Origin of the sequence: Bradyrhizobium sp. BLXBL-03 (assembly GCF_051853015.1) — a bacterium.
GTDB classification, from domain to species: Bacteria; Pseudomonadota; Alphaproteobacteria; order Rhizobiales; family Xanthobacteraceae; genus Bradyrhizobium; species Bradyrhizobium manausense.
The window spans coordinates 7,893,645-7,910,038 of sequence record NZ_CP182470.1; the positions used below are offsets into that span (position 1 = coordinate 7,893,645).

General features: G+C 65.0%; 16 protein-coding genes. 2 read left to right on the top strand and 14 right to left on the bottom strand.

Annotated elements, in window-relative coordinates:
- Nucleotides 1-34: 34 nt before the first annotated feature.
- The gene (locus tag ACNJX9_RS37285; protein ID WP_057746218.1) at nucleotides 35-1,366 is read left to right on the top strand and encodes an MFS transporter; all 1,332 of its coding nucleotides are present in this window, start codon (nucleotides 35-37) and stop codon (nucleotides 1,364-1,366) included.
- A 132-nt stretch (nucleotides 1,367-1,498) separates the two neighbouring features.
- Here the strand turns inward: ACNJX9_RS37285 and ACNJX9_RS37290 are convergent, their stop codons facing one another.
- Genes ACNJX9_RS37290 through ACNJX9_RS37300 form a run of 3 tightly spaced genes read right to left on the bottom strand, consistent with a single transcriptional unit; the run spans nucleotide 1,499 to nucleotide 4,162 of the window.
- Nucleotides 1,499-1,912, bottom strand: a complete 414-nt coding sequence (locus ACNJX9_RS37290; protein ID WP_057746215.1) for a Rieske (2Fe-2S) protein — start codon at nucleotides 1,910-1,912, stop codon at nucleotides 1,499-1,501.
- Between the two features lie 53 nt (nucleotides 1,913-1,965).
- On the bottom strand, nucleotides 1,966-3,078 hold the full coding sequence (locus tag ACNJX9_RS37295; RefSeq protein ID WP_057746212.1) for an amidohydrolase family protein: 1,113 nt from the start codon (nucleotides 3,076-3,078) through the stop codon (nucleotides 1,966-1,968).
- A gap of 25 nt (nucleotides 3,079-3,103) precedes the next feature.
- Nucleotides 3,104-4,162: an amidohydrolase family protein gene (locus ACNJX9_RS37300; protein ID WP_439407083.1), complete on the bottom strand. Its 1,059-nt coding sequence runs from the start codon at nucleotides 4,160-4,162 to the stop codon at nucleotides 3,104-3,106.
- 201 nt (nucleotides 4,163-4,363) lie between these two features.
- On the opposite strand from ACNJX9_RS37300, the gene ACNJX9_RS37305 reads away from it, so the two are divergent.
- Nucleotides 4,364-4,846, top strand: a complete 483-nt coding sequence (locus ACNJX9_RS37305) for a CinA family protein (RefSeq protein ID WP_439407084.1) — start codon at nucleotides 4,364-4,366, stop codon at nucleotides 4,844-4,846.
- Between the two features lie 197 nt (nucleotides 4,847-5,043).
- Here ACNJX9_RS37305 and ACNJX9_RS37310 read toward each other — a convergent pair whose 3' ends face one another.
- From ACNJX9_RS37310 to ACNJX9_RS37360, 11 genes are all read right to left on the bottom strand, one after another.
- Nucleotides 5,044-5,319, bottom strand: a complete 276-nt coding sequence (locus ACNJX9_RS37310) for a DUF1488 family protein (protein ID WP_057746200.1) — start codon at nucleotides 5,317-5,319, stop codon at nucleotides 5,044-5,046.
- An 85-nt stretch (nucleotides 5,320-5,404) separates the two neighbouring features.
- A complete protein-coding gene (locus ACNJX9_RS37315; protein WP_439407085.1) occupies nucleotides 5,405-6,025 on the bottom strand; it encodes a tetratricopeptide repeat protein in 621 nt (206 codons plus the stop codon).
- 147 nt (nucleotides 6,026-6,172) lie between these two features.
- Nucleotides 6,173-7,642, bottom strand: coding sequence for an AMP nucleosidase (locus tag ACNJX9_RS37320; protein WP_439407086.1), 1,470 nt, complete (start codon nucleotides 7,640-7,642; stop codon nucleotides 6,173-6,175).
- A gap of 216 nt (nucleotides 7,643-7,858) precedes the next feature.
- A complete protein-coding gene (locus tag ACNJX9_RS37325) occupies nucleotides 7,859-9,193 on the bottom strand; it encodes an HlyD family type I secretion periplasmic adaptor subunit (protein WP_439407088.1) in 1,335 nt (444 codons plus the stop codon).
- On the bottom strand, nucleotides 9,190-10,938 hold the full coding sequence (locus tag ACNJX9_RS37330; protein WP_057746189.1) for a type I secretion system permease/ATPase: 1,749 nt from the start codon (nucleotides 10,936-10,938) through the stop codon (nucleotides 9,190-9,192). The genes ACNJX9_RS37325 and ACNJX9_RS37330 overlap by 4 nt, the downstream gene beginning before the upstream one ends.
- A 264-nt stretch (nucleotides 10,939-11,202) precedes the next feature.
- Nucleotides 11,203-11,472 (bottom strand): GlsB/YeaQ/YmgE family stress response membrane protein, encoded by a 270-nt coding sequence (locus ACNJX9_RS37335; protein WP_057746187.1) that lies wholly within the window; start codon nucleotides 11,470-11,472, stop codon nucleotides 11,203-11,205.
- A gap of 192 nt (nucleotides 11,473-11,664) precedes the next feature.
- Nucleotides 11,665-12,636, bottom strand: a complete 972-nt coding sequence (locus tag ACNJX9_RS37340) for an ABC transporter ATP-binding protein (protein WP_439407089.1) — start codon at nucleotides 12,634-12,636, stop codon at nucleotides 11,665-11,667.
- Nucleotides 12,633-14,048, bottom strand: coding sequence for an amidase (locus ACNJX9_RS37345; RefSeq protein ID WP_439407091.1), 1,416 nt, complete (start codon nucleotides 14,046-14,048; stop codon nucleotides 12,633-12,635). The genes ACNJX9_RS37340 and ACNJX9_RS37345 overlap by 4 nt, the downstream gene beginning before the upstream one ends.
- Nucleotides 14,045-14,242 (bottom strand): hypothetical protein, encoded by a 198-nt coding sequence (locus ACNJX9_RS37350; protein ID WP_439407092.1) that lies wholly within the window; start codon nucleotides 14,240-14,242, stop codon nucleotides 14,045-14,047. Before ACNJX9_RS37350 ends, ACNJX9_RS37345 begins: the two co-directional genes overlap by 4 nt.
- Nucleotides 14,239-15,300 (bottom strand): ABC transporter ATP-binding protein, encoded by a 1,062-nt coding sequence (locus tag ACNJX9_RS37355; protein ID WP_057746176.1) that lies wholly within the window; start codon nucleotides 15,298-15,300, stop codon nucleotides 14,239-14,241. The genes ACNJX9_RS37350 and ACNJX9_RS37355 overlap by 4 nt, the downstream gene beginning before the upstream one ends.
- 188 nt (nucleotides 15,301-15,488) lie before the next feature.
- On the bottom strand, nucleotides 15,489-16,391 hold the full coding sequence (locus ACNJX9_RS37360; protein ID WP_439407094.1) for an ABC transporter permease: 903 nt from the start codon (nucleotides 16,389-16,391) through the stop codon (nucleotides 15,489-15,491).
- Between the last annotated feature and the right edge of the window lie 3 nt (nucleotides 16,392-16,394).

Consider the following 16,394-nt stretch of genomic DNA (forward strand, 5'->3'; position numbering starts at 1 on the left):
CGGTCCGGCCACGTCTTGAAGGGGAGTAACGCCAATGGCTGGACCAGCAGCATCATCAAATCCGCCCGCAATCAAATCGCGCATCGGCGCGATCCTGCGTGCGACATCGGGCAATTTCCTCGAGCAGTTCGACTTCTTCCTGTTCGGATTCTATGCCGCCGCAATCGGCAAGGCGTTCTTCCCCTCCACCAACGAGACCGCGTCGCTGCTCAACACCTTCGGTGTGTTCTGGCTCGGCGCCTTGATGCGCCCCGTCGGCGCAATCGTCCTCGGCGCTTACATCGATCGCATCGGCCGGCGTCAGGGCCTGATCGTCACGCTGGGCATCATGGCGGTCGGCACTGTCGTCATCGCCTTCTGTCCGAGCTATGCCACGATCGGCATCGCGGCGCCCGTCATCGTGCTGATCGGCCGTTTGCTGCAGGGCTTCTCCGCGGGTGTCGAGCTCGGCGGCGTGTCGGTCTATCTTGCTGAGATTTCGACACCCGGCAATCGCGGCTTCTATACTTCCTTCCAGTCGTCCAGCCAGCAGGTCGCGATCTTCGTTGCCTCGATCCTCGGCTACATCCTGTCCGAGCTGATGCCGGCCGACACGGTCGCGTCCTGGGGCTGGCGCATTCCCTTCTTCGTCGGTTGCCTGATCATTCCCCTGATCTTCTTCCTGCGGCGCACGCTGGAGGAAACGCCTGCGTTCCTCGCCATGAAGAAGCACCCGACCGCGAGCCAGGTATTTGCTTCCGCGCTCGCCAATTGGCGCATCGTCATCCTCGGCATGATGATCGCGATCCTGACCACGACGACGTTCTACTTCGTGACCGTTTACACGCCGACCTTCGGCAAGACCGTGCTGAAGCTGTCGACGCAGGATGCGCTGCTGGTGACGTTGCTCGTCGCCGTCACCAACTTCATCTGGAATCCGGTCGGCGGCGCGCTGTCCGACCGCATCGGCCGCAAGCCGGTGCTGATCGGGATCGCCACCCTCTCGCTGCTCACCGCCTATCCGGCGCTGAGCTGGCTGGTGGCGGCACCGACCTTCGGCAAGCTGCTCGCGGTCGAGATGATGTTCTCGTTCTATTTCGGCATGTACAGCGGCACCATGCTCGGCGCGCTGGTCGAGATCGTGCCGGCGCATGTGCGCACGACCTGCTTCTCGCTGGCCTTCGCGCTCGCAGCCGCGCTGTTCGGCACCTTCACGCCGTTCGCCTCGACCTGGCTGATCGAGCAGACCGGCAACAAGGCTATGCCCGGCGCCTGGCTGATGTTCGCAGCACTGCTGGGTATCATTGCGGCCTCGATCGTCTATCGCGGCGGCGGCAAGGCGGTGCCGACGTATGATCCGGTCGTCGAGCCGACGGCTGGGCATTGATGTCGTTCCGGAGCGCGCGTCGCGCGAACTATGGTGCGCAATTGCGCACCTGAGAATCCATTTCTCCCAGCATTCCTGACGCACGATGGGTTCCGGGCTCGATGCTTCGTATCGCCCCGGGATGACAGGGAGCTACAACTCCACCACCACGTAGTCGCTCTCGACCTTCACGGGAATCGTCTCGGCGACATAGGGTCCCTTCACCACGCTTGCGCCCGGCTCGACGTGGGCGGGATAGGCTTTCACGCGAAAGCGACGGGGATCGCAATAGGACTGGCCGGTGCGGATGTCGAACTCCCAGCCGTGCCACGGGCAGCGGATGATCTCACCGAGCTTGGTGTACTCGATCTCGCCGGGATCCTTTGACTGCGCAAGGCCGATCAGCGGCCCCTCGCACAACGCAGCGCCCTGATGCGGGCAGCGGTTCATCAGGCCGAAATACTCGCCCTTGATGTTGAAGACCGCGATCGGCCGGCCGTCGATCTCGAGAAATTTTCGCGTGCCGGGCGGCAATTCATCGACCGCGGCAACCACATGCCGCGCCATGCTCTAAGTCCTCCGCATGATCTGATCGGAAAACCGCTTCACACTTTTCCGGATCATGCGGCAATCCCGTACAGCTTCTTGGCATTGCCGAGATAGAACGCTTCGCGATTGGCCTCGCTCACGCCTGCCGGCAGCACCCGCGACGGCTCGTCATAATCCCAATGCGGATAGTCGGTCGCGAACAACAGCCGGTCCCAGCCGATCCATTTGATGACGTCGAACAGATCCTCGCGCCTTTCGGGATCTTCCATCGGCTGCGTGGTCCACCACACCTGCTCGCGGATATATTCGGACGGCGGCCGCTTCACATGCGGCACCTCGCTGCGTAGCCGCTGCCAGACCTTGTCGAGCCGCCACGCCAGCGACGGCGCCCAGCCGAAGCCGGCCTCGATCATCACCATCTTCAGCTTCGGGAAGCGGTCGAACACACCTTCCAGCACCAGGCTCGCCAGCGCCGATTGCTGGCACTGCGAGTGGCCCACCATCTCCTCGATGTAATAGGACGGCCAGCCCGATGGTGTGATCGGGTTGCCGCCGAAGCCGAAGGCGTGCACGCCGACCGGAAGCCCCGCCTCTTCCGCGGCTTGATAGATCGGCCAATAGCGGCGCTGGCCGAGCGGCTCGACATTGCGGCTGAGCAGCAGCACCTGCACGAAATTCTTGTCGCCGGCGCGCTCGCGAATCTCCGCAGCAGCCGACATCCCGTCCTCATTGCCCACGACAATGGACGCCTTCAGGCGCTTGTCCTTGCTGGTCCATTTGTCGATCTGCCAGTCGTTGATCGCGGAACACAGCGCCGCCGAGAGCTCGTGATTGCGGATGCCCTGCCCGGTGTTGAGCGGATTGAGCACACCGAGCTGCACATTGTTGGGATCGAGCAGCTGCTTCTGCATGAAGGAGAGCGAAGAGCCCTGCGGCCCGCCTTCGGGCGGATAGGCATCGCGGCGCGAGGCGTTGGGCTGGGCCTTCGGATAGGGCGGGCCTTCCATCATGCCCTGATAGGCATGGACGCCGTAGATTTCGAGATGATGCTGCCAGCGTTTGGCGAGGTAGGGATAAAGCTCGGTCCGGGTCGCGCGTGCCGGATGGATGTCGCAGTCTGCAATCGCGGTCTTGGTCGTCAAGGGAGAGGACGTTTCGGTGCTCTCGCGGAACTGGATGTTCATCGCCTTGCCTCCTTTGGCAGCGGGCTCATTTCAGGCGGGGATAGGTAGCATGCGGATTGTCGATCATGATCTTGCGCACGAGATCAGGGGTGAGACCCTCGGGCAGCGCATCCTGGCCGTCGAACTGCCAGTGCGGATAGTCCGTGGAGAATAGGACCAATTCGTCGGACTGCATATGATCAAACAGGCGAATTAATGTCTCGGGTTCCGGCGGCGCATCAAATGGCTGTAATGAGAAGCGGATGTTGCTGCGCACAATGTCCAGCGGCGCGCGATCGACCCAGGGCGTCTCCATCCGCACCCCGCGCCAGAACTTGTGCAGGCGCCAGAGAAAAGGCGAGATCCAGGACACGCCCGACTCCAGCATCACCATCTTCAGCCGCGGATATTTTGCGAACACGCCCTCGACGATCAGGCTGGTGAGCTGGGTCTGGAACGCCTGCGCCTGACCGACATAATCCTCGATGTGATAGGAACCCCAACCGACCGCGGTCGGCGGATTGTGATAGGCGGAACCGGCGTGGATGCCGACGGGAAGGTCGAGCCGTTCCGCCGCCTGATAAATCGGCCACAGCGCGCGCTTGCCGAGCGGCGTGTCGCCCATCACAAGCATCAGCACCTGCACGAAGCGCTTGTCTTCTGCGCAGCGCTCGATTTCGGCGACGGATTTCTCGATGCTTTGCGTCGGGATCACGATCGAGCCGCGCAGCCGGGAGTCACGATCGAGCCATTCCCTGGCGAGCCATTCATTCAGCGCGCGGCAGAAGGCGGCCTGCATGTCCTCCGAGAACACCATCTGCACACCGTAAAGCGGATTGCAGATGGCGCAGCTGAGCTGGAAGGGATCGAGCACATGGCGCTGCATGTCCTCAAGGCTTTCGCCGGGCTTGCCGGTCTCGGGACGCCAATCGGGTCGCGCCACGATCGGCGAATTCTTCGGATAGGATTGCGAAACGAGGTCGACCATGCCGCGCGTCGTCACCTGGTCGCGCCAATAATCGTTCAGGTAGGGCAGCAGGCTGGTCAGATGCGGCACGGCCGGATGAACATCGCAATCCACCCCACCGGCGATCAGGGACGCCATGACGTCTCCCTTCTCACGTTTCCTCGTCGGTCTCGGTCTCGTCGTGGGGCGGCGCTTGGCCGCTCCGTTCGCGGGCGGCTCTTCGCCGCTCCGCCTTGTCAGCCATTCAAGCAGGCCTGCCCCTCGCCCGCAACTCGGCCAACGCTGCTGTCATATGCTAGGAAGGCTGAGCTCGGTTGCGAAGGGAACAAGGGGGAGAGGATGAAAGAACTCGTCGGCATTGCGGAACAGGTCGCAGCGAAACTGATCGCGCGCAAACAGACGATTGCGGTTGCGGAATCCTCGGCCGGCGGCCTGATCGCGGCAAGCCTGCTCGCGGTGCCCGGCGCCTCCGCCTATTTCCTCGGCGGCGCCGTGGTCTACACCCGCGACGCCAGACGCGTGCTGATGGATATTTCGGACGAGGGGATGAAAGGCTTCCGCTCATCCTCGGAGCCCTACGCAAAACTCCTCGCCGAGCAGATGCGCGGCCGCTTCGGCTCCGACTGGGGCCTGTCCGAGACCGGCGCAGCCGGCCCGACCGGCAACCGCTACGGCGATGCCGCCGGCCACAGCTGCATGGCGGTCGCGGGGCCCGCAACGCAGGTGATGACACTGGAGACGGGCAGCAATGATCGCCTCGCCAACATGCAGATGTTCGCGGCGACGGCGCTGAAGTTGTTGTTGAGGAAGCTGGAGGGGTGAACGGTTGCCAGCGACCACGCTTTCAGTTCCGTCGTCCTGAGGTGCTCCCCTTGCACCGCAAGGGGAGCCTCGAAGGACGACGGCCCGGCTGCATCTCGGCCGTGCATCCTTCGAGGCTCCCGGCGCGATGCTTCGCATCGCGCCACTCGCACCTCAGGATGACGGAGAGGCACTATTGCTCGAGGCAAGGACCGACCTCACCGTCCCAAATGGCGCACAAAAATTCGCACCACATGGCCTTTGAACCGCGGCGCCTCGTCATAGAGATCCGACGCGATCCGCTCGATGGTTTCGCGCAAGGACAAGAACTGCGCTTGCCGGGCGCTGCTTTCGGTGCCCTGCATGCCCGCGAGTTCGTCCATCGCGGCGTCGCTGATCTGGCAATCCACAACGTCACCATCGTTGAGCATGGTGAAGCGGAAGGCCAGACGTTCGAGGTCGTGGCCGATGATCCTGTCGCGCGTCAGCGGCATGCAATTGTCCCGTTCGCCCCCGAACGGGACAATGCTGAAATTCGCCGGACTTGTCACCCCACAGCTGGCAGTCGGCTCACAGGCTTCAGTAGGCGAGAGCTGTACCGGTGGGCTTGTCCAGTGCTGCTGCCAGTGACTTGTACTCGTCGCAATCCGTCCCGCAAATGGCCGCGATCCGGTTGAGATGGAACATCGCTTGCTCGCGATTGCCCTGCTCGAGCTGCCACAGGCCATAATATTGCCAGGTTAGCACGTGGTTCGGGTCGATCTTCAGCGCGTGCTCGTACCAGACCTGCGATTGCTTGTAGTCACCGAGCTTGCGGTAGGAGTAACCGATCAGATTGGCGACATTCGCATTGTCGTCGTGGCCGAGTGACTTCAACTGCGCGATCGCCGCAAGGTAGTCGTTGCGCTCATAGATGGTGTCGTAGGCCACGCGGTAGCCTGCGGCAAAGGCCGGATCATCGATACTCGACTGGTTATTGGCCTTCTTGCCCTTCTGTGTGGCTTTGGTGCCGCTGCGCGACGGATAGGTCGGGGCCGGCGTACTCTGGCTGGAAGAGGGGTGGGCGAAGGGATCCATCCCGCCTCCACCTCCACCGCCACCTCCGCCACCTGCTGCCCAGACAGGTGCAGATCCGGCCATGGCAGTGAGCGCCGCAAGATACGCACCGCGAACGGCAAGCCTGATGATCGGACTGACCATTGTGGTCTCCTGATATCTGCTCGAACACGCCCCGGACGAGATGATAACCCTGCTTCGGCAGGAATATTCCCGCGGGCACGCACGCGGGCATACGACGAGTTCGGCACGACAAGCGTGCTGCCGTTGTTGGGGGCAGCTCTGATCGATTTACTGGAACGCGACCTCGGCAAAGCTACGAAGCTTGCGCGAATGCAGCCGCTCCGATTCCTGCTGCTTGAGCCGCTCGAGCGCCTTCAGGCCGATCTCGAGATGCTGGCCGACCCGGGCGCGATAGAATTCGCTGGCCATGCCCGCGAGCTTGATCTCGCCGTGGAGCGGCTTGTCGGAGACGCAGAGCAGCGTGCCGTAGGGCACGCGGAAGCGGTAACCGTTGGCGGCGATCGCAGCCGATTCCATATCGAGCGCGACGGCGCGCGATTGTGACAGGCGGCGGATGACCTCTGGCCCGGAGATTTCCCAATTGCGGTTGTCGACGCTAGCGACCGTACCGGTGCGCATCAATCGCTTGAGCTCGAAACCTTCCAGACCCGTGACGTCCTCAACCGCTTGCTCCAGCGCGACCTGCATCTCGGCCAGCGCCGGGATCGGCACCCACGGCGGCAACTCGCGATCGAGCACGTGGTCCTCGCGCACATAGCCATGCGCAAGCACGTAATCGCCGAGCCGCTGCGTGTTGCGCAAGCCCGCGCAGTGCCCGAGCATCAGCCAGGCATGCGGCCGCAGCACCGCGACGTGATCGGTGACATTGCGCGCATTGGAGGGACCGGTGCCGATATTGATCAGCGTGATGCCACGATAATCAGGCGCGACCAGATGGAAGGCCGGCATGTTCGGCGTGCGCGCAGGCGCGACCCCGGTCGTGCTCCCGTCGCTGCGCGTGACGACGTTGCCGGGCGCAACGAACGCGTCGAGCCCGGCTTCGCCGGACTGGAGCCGCTGCTGGCACGCTTGCGCGAAGGCATCGACATAGAACTGGTAGTTGGTGAAGATCACAAAGTTCTGGAAATGCTCGGGGTCCGTGCCGGTGTAGTGGTAGAGCCGGCGCAGCGAGTAGTCGACGCGGGCGGCGCGGAACAGCGAGAGTGGCTCGGGCGCACCTGCCTGAAGCTGGAACGTGCCGTCGGCGATGGAATCGTCCATGGTGGCGAGAACAGGCACGTCGAACGCGTCGCGCAGCGATCGCGTCACCGGCGAGTTCTCGCTGGTGGTGATGGCCGCCTCGATGTTGATATCGCGGCGATAGGCGAAGTGAATCGGGATCGGCTCGGCGGATTCACCGATCTCGACGGGCACGCCATGGTTCTGGATCAGCAGGCCGATCTGCTCGGTGAGATAGGCCCGGAACAGATCCGGCCGCGTCACGCTGGTCTCGTGCACGCCGGGACCGGCGACAAAACCGTAGGAGAGACGCGAATCCAGCCGCGCATGCGTCGCGGTGGTGAGACGGACAAACGGATAATAAGCCCGCACCCGCGTCGTGATCGCTTCACCGGAGACATAGGCCTCGAACCGGTCGCGCAGGAATTTGGTGTTGCGCTCGTAGATCTCTTCGAGGCGGGCGACGGCCGCGGATGCGTCGGAGAAGGATTTGGTGGCGATGGATGGTGGAGACTGCATTGTTCGACCGGCTGGGTTTTGGGAACGTGAGTCGAACTATAGCAAAGAAGCAGGTGCCGTAGGGTGGGGTTAGCACAGCGTAACCCACCGCTTCTGCTTCAGCGGATGGAGTAGTTGTGGGTTACGGCTTCGCCTAACCCATCTACGAAATCGAGCTTGCCGCTCCAGATCCCGGATGCGCGCTAAGCGCGCTCCGGGATGACACGCTTTCGCGTGTCACTTCTCCCGGAACGCCCGCATGAACTGGTCGTGCAGCGGCTTCAAGAGGTAGGACAGCATGGTGCGGTCGCCGGTCTGCACGAACGCCTCCACCGGCATGCCGGGGATCAGCTTGGAATCGCCGAGCCTGGCGACCTCTTCCGCCGACATCGAGACGCGGATGGTATAGTAGCTCTGGCCCGTGCGCTGGTCGGTGGTGACGTCCGGCGAGACGCGGCTGACGACGCCGTTGAGCTCCGGCGTGGTGCGCTGGTTGAAGGCGGACAGACGCAGCAGCGTTTTCTGGCCGATCTGCAGCTTGTCGATATCGACCGGATTGACCTTGGCCTCGACCTGGAGATCGTCGGTCTGCGGCACGATCAGCATCAAGGTGTCGCCGGCGGTGACGACGCCGCCGACGGTGTGCACCGTCGATTGCAGCACCATGCCATCCTGCGGAGCGCGAATGTCGACGCGGCGGAGCTGGTCCTCGGCCGCGACCTTGCGCTCGATCAGCTCGCCGCTCTTGTCGTTGGTCTCACGCAGATCCTTGGAGACCTCGCTCACCATGTCCTTGTCGACCTGGATGATCTGCAATTCGGTCTCGGTGATCTTGCCCTTGGCCTGGGCCCGCGAGGCGACGTACTGGGCGCGCTCGCCGTTGAGGCGGGCCGAGTCGCGCTCCAGCGTGGTCAGGCGCGAGATCTGCACCAGATGCTTGTCATAGAGATCGCGGACGCCGGTGAGCTCCTGCTGTACCAGCGCGATCTCCCTGTCCTTGGCTTTCTCCTGCGCGGAGAGACCTTCGATCTCCTCGTTGAGCTGCTGGATGCGCTCGCGCAGCTGCGCCTTCTGGCCTGCACGGCCGTTGACACGGACCTCGAACAGCTTGGTTTCGGCGGAGAGCAGCGCCCTGACGTCAGGATCGTCACGGCGGTCAAGCAGCGCTTGCGGAAACTCGATCTTGTCGAGACCGCGCTGCTCGGCCTGAAGCCGTGCCGCACGCGCCTGCGCCGCGTCGAGGTTCTTGACGACGATGGCGAGGTTGGCCTTGGTCACGGTGTCGTCGAGCCGCACCACGATGTCGCCCGCCTTGACCACGTCGCCGTCGCGGGCGCGCACCTCGCCGACCACGCCGCCGGTCGGATGCTGCACCTTCTTGACGTTGGATTCGACCACGACCTGGCCCGGCGCGATCAGCGCGCCTGAGATCAGCACCGTCGAGGCCCAGCCGCCGAGACCGACGGCGAGGAACGCCACGGTTCCAAGCCCGAGCATCAGATGAAACCGGATGGAGTCCCGGACAGTCCTGGTCGCGGCCGCCTTGGTCCCGCCAACCGTCATCGTGCTCATGCTTTGGTCACTCCGCCTTCGCTGACGACCTTGATCGGCGCCGGCGGCGCGACGCGGGGCTGGAGCACCTGGGCGAGGACCTGCTCCTTCGGACCGAAGGCCTGCATGCGGCCGTCTCGCAGCACCAGGATCTGGTCGACCGCCTCGACGCCGATCGGCCGGTGCGCCACCACGACGACGATGGCGCCGCGCTCGCGGGCGCTCCGGATCGCCCGTGTCAGCGCCTCGTCACCTTCGGTGTCGAGATTGGAATTGGGCTCGTCCAGCACGATCAGGAACGGATTGCCGTAGAGCGCGCGAGCCAGCGCGACGCGCTGGGCCTGGCCGGCCGAGAGCGAGGCGCCCTGCTCGCCGACCTGTGTGTTGTAGCCCTCGCGCATCTTGATGATCATCTCGTGCACACCGGCTGCCTTGGCCGCGGCGATGATGCCGTCGGAGGTCGCCTCGGGGTCGAAGCGGCTGATGTTCTGCGCGATGGTGCCGCCGAACAATTCGACGTCCTGCGGCAGATAGCCGATGTAGCGGCCGAGCACGTCGCTCGACCATTGGTCGAGCGCGGCGCCGTCGAGCCGGACCTTGCCGCGGACCGGCTGCCAGACGCCGACCAGCGCGCGGATCAGCGAGGATTTGCCGGAACCGCTCGGCCCGATCACGCCGAGGCCGTTGCCGGCTTCGAGAGAGAAAGTGACGTCCTGCACGATGAGGCGCTGGTCGCCCGGCGCCACCATGGCAACACCTTCGACCGAGAGGCGGCTGGTGGGCGATTGCAATTGCGTCGGCGTCGCCTGCGCCGGCATCTGCTCCAGAAGCTTGCTGAGGCGGTGCCAGCTCTGGCGGGCCGCGACGAATGATTTCCAATGCGCGATGGCGAGATCGACCGGCGCCAGCGCGCGGGCCGAGAGGATCGAGCCGGCGATGATGATGCCGGCGGTCGCCTCCTGGTGGATGACGAGCGTGGCGCCGACGGCGAGCACGGCGGATTGCAGCATCATGCGCAGCACTTTGGCGATGGCGCCGAGGCCGCCGGCGACGTCGCTGGCGCGCTGATTGCCGGCGAGGTATTTTTCGTTGGCCGCGCTCCAGCGCGCGTTGAGCCGGCCGGCCATGCCCATCGACACCAGCACCTCGGCATTGCGGCGGCTGGACTGGGCGAGGTCGTTGCGCTGGGCGGCAAGGCCCATGGCCTCCTTGGCCGGCTGGCGGGACAGAAATTCGGTGACCAGCGTCAGGCCGACCAGGATGACCGCGCCGACCAGCGCGGTCACGCCGATCCAGACGTGGAAGGCGAAGCAGATGCCGAGATAGAGCGGCAGCCAGGGCAGGTCGAAGAAGGCGCTCGGGCCCATGCCGCCGAGGAAGGAGCGGACATTGTCGAGGTCGCGCAGCGGCTGCAGCCCCTCGTTGCGATTGCCAACCAGCAGCGGCAGCCGCACGATGGTGTCGAACACGCGCTTGTTCAGGGCTTCGTCGAGTGCGGTGCCGACCCGTCCCAGGATGCGGCTGCGGATCATGTCGAGCACGCCCTGTGCCATGTAGAGGCCGCCGGCGAGCACGATCAGGCCGACCAGGGTCGGGATGCTGCGGCTCGGCAGCACCCGGTCGTAGACCTCCAGCATGAAGATCGACCCGGTCAAATAGAGCAGGTTGATCATGCAGCTCATGAAGCCGACGCCGACGAATGCCGTGCGGCAGGCACGCAGCGCGTCACCGAGCTCTGAACGGCGGAGGCCGGGAACGGCTGCCATCAGTCTGATCTCTTTCGGGTGAGGGGCAGACCCCCTGGATTCAAAGGCGAATCATGGCGTATGCGCCGCGGATTAATATCGGGTTCTCCCCGCTTGCAATGCAATCGAATTCATCCGGGCCTGGCCACATCTACTGCGAACAGCCCGATCCGCAAGTCCGGTGTTTCACAGTCTTTGCGGCTTTTTCGAGCAAAGACAAGCGCCTCCCCCCAGGGCGCTGACAAGCCGCTGGGGAGAGGCGCAAGGTTCCGACCGGTCGGACCGCTAGAGCCGGCCGCCGCCGCGGACCAGCCGGACCACCAGCAGCAGGATGACGGCGCCGATCGCGGAATAGATGATCTCCGAGACCAGCCCGAGGCCGAGATGGATGCCGAGCCTCGGGAACAGGAAGGTCGCGACAAAGGCACCGAGGATGCCGATCACGATGTCGCCGATGATGCCAAACCCGCTCCCCCGCACCACCTTGCCAGCAAGCCAACCGGCAACCAGGCCGACGAACAGGATGACGAGGAGGCTTTGACCAGAAATGTACATAAGATGAAGTCCCTCTCCGTTAACCCGGCCATGGAACGGGAACCGGGATGAACGGGGTCTGAATGCTGTTCCCCGCGGGGCCCCTCAGTCCTGGAATCGCTAAAACAACCCCATGCACAGTAGAAATGGCCATTGCCGGGATGCGGGGTGCGGCCTGTGACAAGGGCGTGCCGGCGCAGGGGATTTTTGAGTTCAGGAGTGCACCGGCTCCGCCAGCACGCATCGTGCCGCCCGGCCAGGTCCGACCTCGACGACCGGCGGCAGCTGCTCAAGGCAGCGGGGCTGGGCCGCAGCGCAGCGCGGGGCGAAGGAGCAGTTGTTCGGCTTTTCGGCCAGCGACGGCGGGGTGCCGGGAATGGTTTCCAGCCGCTGGCCGCGCCTGGCGCCGTGGATGGTCGAGGCGAGCAGGCCCCTGGCATAGGGGTGGACCGGAGTGCGGACGATGTCGCGCAAGGTCCCCTGCTCCACGATCTGGCCGGCATACATCACCGCGACGCGGTCGCAGATCTCGATCGCGACACCAATGTCGTGGGTGACGAAGATGACGGACATGCCGAACTCGCGCTGCAGCTCGCGCAGCAGCAGCAGGATCTGGATCTGCACGGTGGCGTCGAGCGCGGTGGTGGGCTCGTCCGCGAGCAGGATCTTGGGACGACAGGCGAGCGCGAGCGCGATCATCGCGCGCTGGCGCATGCCGCCGGACATTTCGTGCGGATAGGCGTCCAGCCGCCTCCTCGCCGAGGGGATGCGCACGATGTCGAGCATCTCGAGCGCCCGCGCGCGCCCTTCCGCATAGCTCTTGCCTTCATGGCGCACCACGCTTTCGGCGATCTGCGCGCCGATGGTGTAGACAGGATCGAGCGCGAGCGCCGGCTCCTGGAAGATCATCGACACGGTCTGGCCGCGGAAGGACGAGAGCTGCTCGTCGTTCATCGCGAGCACATCCTGCCCCATCACATCGACCGTGCCGGAAATCTGCGTGCGCTTCTTCGGCAACAGCCGCATCAGGGCACGCAGGGTCACGCTCTTGCCCGAGCCTGACTCGCCGAGCAGGCCCAGCACCTCGCTGGTCCCGAGCGAGAGATTGAGATCGTTCACGGCATAGACCGTGCGCTCGCCGTTGAAGCGGATGTTGAGGCCTGAGATCTCGACGAGCTTTGTCATGACGGCAGTTTGGGCAACCTCTCGTGATAGTCGGTGACGCGCTGGAACGCGGCTCCGATGGTCAGCAAAGTCGCTTCGTCAAAGGAGCGGCCGATCAGCTGCATGCCGACGGGCAGGCCGCTCCTGGTGAAGCCGGACGGCACGGTGAGCGACGGCAGGCCCAGAAAATTCACCGGGCGGGTGAACAGCGTCAGCCGCTGCAGCAGCGCCGGCGCGTTCGGCCCGCCGCCGACATCGCTTTCCTCGATCGTCGGTGCCGGCACGGGCGAGGCCGGCGCGATGATCGCGTCGACGCCAGCGGTTGCCGCATTGTGCGCGGCAAGCGCCGGGCCACGCCAGCGCATTGCCTCGAGATAGGTGATGGCGGGAACGGCGAGGCCGTTCTGAAGCCGCATCAAGGTCTGCGCGCCATAGTCCTGGGGCCGCTCGATCATCCAGCGCTTGTGGAAGGCGGCCGCTTCCGCGGCGAGCACGAGCTGGCTCGCGGCCTGCAATTGACGCTGGTCGGGCAACTCGACCTTGACGATGTCGGCGCCCTCGCGCTTGAGCACCGCAATGGTCTCGTCAAGCACGCGCGCGACCTCGGGATCGAGATCGTCGACATAGAACGATGCGGGCACCCCGAGCTTGAGGCCCTTCAGCGAGCCCTTGGTCGCCGCGACATAGTCCGACAGCGGCTCCTGGCTCGTGGTCGTATCCTCGGGGTCGGGGCCAGCTATCAACGCCAGCAGCAGCGCGCAGTCTTCCGCGGTCCGCGCGAGCGGGCCAACTGTATCGAGCGATTGCGACAGCGGCATCGCACCGGCGCGGCTGACGCGGCCGACCGTGGTCTTCAGCCCCGTGACGCCGCAGAAATGCGCGGGAAAGCGGATCGAGCCGCCGGTGTCCGAGCCCAGCGCCGCGTAGGTCAGTCGCGCGGCGACGGCCGAGCCGGAGCCCGAGGATGAACCGCCGGTGATATGCGCGACGTTCCAGGGATTGCGCACCGGGCCGTAATGGGCGTTGTGCCCGGTCGGGCCATAGGCGAATTCGGCCAGATGCAGCGTACCGAGCCTGACCTGGCCGGCGTCCTTCAGCCGCTGCAACGCGGTGGACGTCACCGTCGGCACGAAATCGCGGCGGATCAGCGAGCCGCAGGTGCAGACCTTGCCGGCATCATAATACATGTCCTTGTGCGCGAGCGGGACGCCATGCAGCGGACCACGCACCTCGCCCTTCGCAAGCTCGGCGTCGGCGCTATCTGCCGCCTTCAGCGCGGCTTCCGCTTCGATCGACATGAAGGCGTTGAGATGCGGCTGCCATTGCGCGATGCGGTGCAGCAGCGCGCGCGTCACCTCATGCGAGGACACCTGTTTCATCGCGATCGCGCGCGCGACCTCGGTGAGCGTCATCAAGGCGGGCTCGGTGCTCATTTCGACACCTTCTGGATCTGCGCGAGCGGATAGAGAGCGGGCTCGAGGTCGAACGGCAGCGTGCCGGCGATGGCGGCAAAGCCCTCGAAGGCAGGTCCGATGGAGTTCGAGATGCGCGTTGCGATCTCCTCGTTCACGGGGACGCCGGCGATCTGCGCCGTCGCCTGGATTTCCTTTGTCGTCGGTCTTGTCATGCGGTTTCCTCTTGGGGCGCGCGGCTGTGGCCTGAACCTGGAATCGCCATGTAGCACGCGGCCTCGTGGCCCATATTATCCAGCGCGGTGAGCTTTGGCGTCGCATTTGCGCAGAGCGGCTCCGCAAACGGACAACGGGTGTGGAAACGGCAGCCCGAGGGCGGATCGATCGGATTGGGCGGGTCGCCCGAGATCGGCGGCTTCTCGGTGCGCCTGTCGGGATCGGAGGACGGCATCGCAGCAAGAAGCGCGCGCGTATAGGGATGCGCAGGACTGTCCCAGACCTGGTCGACCGGGCCGAGTTCGACGACCTCGCCGAGATACATGACCAGCACGCGGTCCGAGATGTAGCGCACGACGTTGAGGTCGTGGCTGATGAAGAGATAGGTCAGCCCGAACTCGCGCTTGAGATCGGCAAGCAGATTGAGCACCTGCGCCTCGACGGATTTGTCGAGCGCGGAGACGGCTTCGTCCAGGATCACCAGCCGCGGCGACAGCGCCAGCGCACGCGCGATGTTGACGCGCTGGCGCTGGCCGCCGGAGATTTCGTGCGGGTAGCGATTGGCGAAATTTGCAGGGACGAGGCCGACCTTGCCGAGCAGCTCGCGGGCCAATGCGCGCGCCGCGCCATCGGCCATGCCGTGGACTTTCGGGCCGAAGGCGATGGACTCTTCGATCGTCAGGCGTGGATTGAGCGAGGCATAGGAGTCCTGGAACACCATCTGCATGCCGCGGCGCAATTCGCGCAAGGACAGCGACTGCCCGACGGTCATGCCGTCATAGATGACGTCGCCGTCATCGCGCGGCATCAGATGCATCAGGAGCCGCGCGGTGGTGGACTTGCCGCAGCCGGACTCGCCGACGATGCCGACGGTCTCGCCCTTGGCGACGGAGAAGGAGACGTTGTCGACGGCGCGCACGGTGCGCTTGGCGGCGAACAATCCGCCACGCACGGGGAAGTGTTTCGTCAGGCCGTTGACCTGGAGCAGCGGCTGCGCAACGCCGCCGCGGTCTTCGACCGGCTCCAGCATGGCAACGGATGTTGTGGTCTCGGTCATGGGCACGGTCCTCCACCTCTCCCCATCGGGGAGAGGTCGGCGCGCAGCGCCGGGTGAGGGGGCGCGGCAAACTTGGTGGAGCGTAACCTCTCACCCGGATTGCATCTGACGATGCAATCCGACCTCTCCCGTCGGGAGAGGTGGGGCACCGACGACGCCTTTGCAGCCCGCGTCTTTCTCATCATGACCTAGTTCCTGATGTCCATGGCGCTGCGCAGGCCGTCCGAGAGCAGGTTGAAGCAGATCGAGACGGCGAAGATCATCGCACCCGGCAGCGCCGCCACCCAGGGATTGACGTAGATCGCGGTGCGCAGCGTGTTCAGCATCAGGCCCCATTCCGGCTCCGGCGGCTTGGTGCCGAGGCCGAGGAAGGAGAGGCCGGCGGCCAGGATCATCGAGACCGAAATGAGACTGGTGGCATAGACAAAGATCGCGCCCAGCACATTGCCGAGGATATGCACGTGCATGATGGTGAGCGGCCCGGCGCCGGAGGCGCGCGCAGCTTCGACAAAGTCCATGTTGCGCACGCCGGTCGTGACGCTCTCGGCGACGCGGGTGATCTGCGGCACGAACACGATGGTCAGCGCCACGATGGAGTTGAGGATGCCGGCACCCAGCGCGCCCGATATCGCGATCGCCAGCAGCACGGAGGGGAAGGCGTAGAACACGTCGACGGTGCGCATGATCGCGGTGTTGAGCCTGCCGCCGACATAGCCGGCGATGATGCCGAGCGAGGTGCCGATGCAGAAGGCGAGGATCACGGGCAGAATGCCGATGACCAGCGACAGCCGCCCGCCATAGATCAGCCGCGCCAGCATGTCGCGGCCGAGCTCGTCGGTGCCGAGCGGATAGCCTGATGTGCCGATGTGGCGGAGACGTCGGATCATCGAGCCCTTGTAGGGATCTTCCAGCCCAAGCCAGGGCGCGAGGATCGCGGAGACGAAGATCAGCAGCAGCACGATGGCGCAGGCCATGCTGACCTTGTCGCGCAGGATGCGGCGGCCGACCGTCGCCCAATAGCCGCGGGCGCTGGTGGCGGGCGCGACCTGCAGCGCGGCGTCGGCGCTGGCGGACAAGGGAAGCTCGCTCATCCC

Coding starts and splice junctions, on each gene's coding strand:
- ACNJX9_RS37285 (WP_057746218.1), top strand. CDS start 35: ATGGCTGGACCAGCAGCATCATCAAATCCGCCCGCAATCAAATCGCGC.
- ACNJX9_RS37290 (WP_057746215.1), bottom strand. CDS start 1,912: ATGGCGCGGCATGTGGTTGCCGCGGTCGATGAATTGCCGCCCGGCACG.
- ACNJX9_RS37295 (WP_057746212.1), bottom strand. CDS start 3,078: ATGAACATCCAGTTCCGCGAGAGCACCGAAACGTCCTCTCCCTTGACG.
- ACNJX9_RS37300 (WP_439407083.1), bottom strand. CDS start 4,162: ATGGCGTCCCTGATCGCCGGTGGGGTGGATTGCGATGTTCATCCGGCC.
- ACNJX9_RS37305 (WP_439407084.1), top strand. CDS start 4,364: ATGAAAGAACTCGTCGGCATTGCGGAACAGGTCGCAGCGAAACTGATC.
- ACNJX9_RS37310 (WP_057746200.1), bottom strand. CDS start 5,319: ATGCCGCTGACGCGCGACAGGATCATCGGCCACGACCTCGAACGTCTG.
- ACNJX9_RS37315 (WP_439407085.1), bottom strand. CDS start 6,025: ATGGTCAGTCCGATCATCAGGCTTGCCGTTCGCGGTGCGTATCTTGCG.
- ACNJX9_RS37320 (WP_439407086.1), bottom strand. CDS start 7,642: ATGCAGTCTCCACCATCCATCGCCACCAAATCCTTCTCCGACGCATCC.
- ACNJX9_RS37325 (WP_439407088.1), bottom strand. CDS start 9,193: ATGAGCACGATGACGGTTGGCGGGACCAAGGCGGCCGCGACCAGGACT.
- ACNJX9_RS37330 (WP_057746189.1), bottom strand. CDS start 10,938: ATGGCAGCCGTTCCCGGCCTCCGCCGTTCAGAGCTCGGTGACGCGCTG.
- ACNJX9_RS37335 (WP_057746187.1), bottom strand. CDS start 11,472: ATGTACATTTCTGGTCAAAGCCTCCTCGTCATCCTGTTCGTCGGCCTG.
- ACNJX9_RS37340 (WP_439407089.1), bottom strand. CDS start 12,636: ATGACAAAGCTCGTCGAGATCTCAGGCCTCAACATCCGCTTCAACGGC.
- ACNJX9_RS37345 (WP_439407091.1), bottom strand. CDS start 14,048: ATGAGCACCGAGCCCGCCTTGATGACGCTCACCGAGGTCGCGCGCGCG.
- ACNJX9_RS37350 (WP_439407092.1), bottom strand. CDS start 14,242: ATGACAAGACCGACGACAAAGGAAATCCAGGCGACGGCGCAGATCGCC.
- ACNJX9_RS37355 (WP_057746176.1), bottom strand. CDS start 15,300: ATGACCGAGACCACAACATCCGTTGCCATGCTGGAGCCGGTCGAAGAC.
- ACNJX9_RS37360 (WP_439407094.1), bottom strand. CDS start 16,391: ATGAGCGAGCTTCCCTTGTCCGCCAGCGCCGACGCCGCGCTGCAGGTC.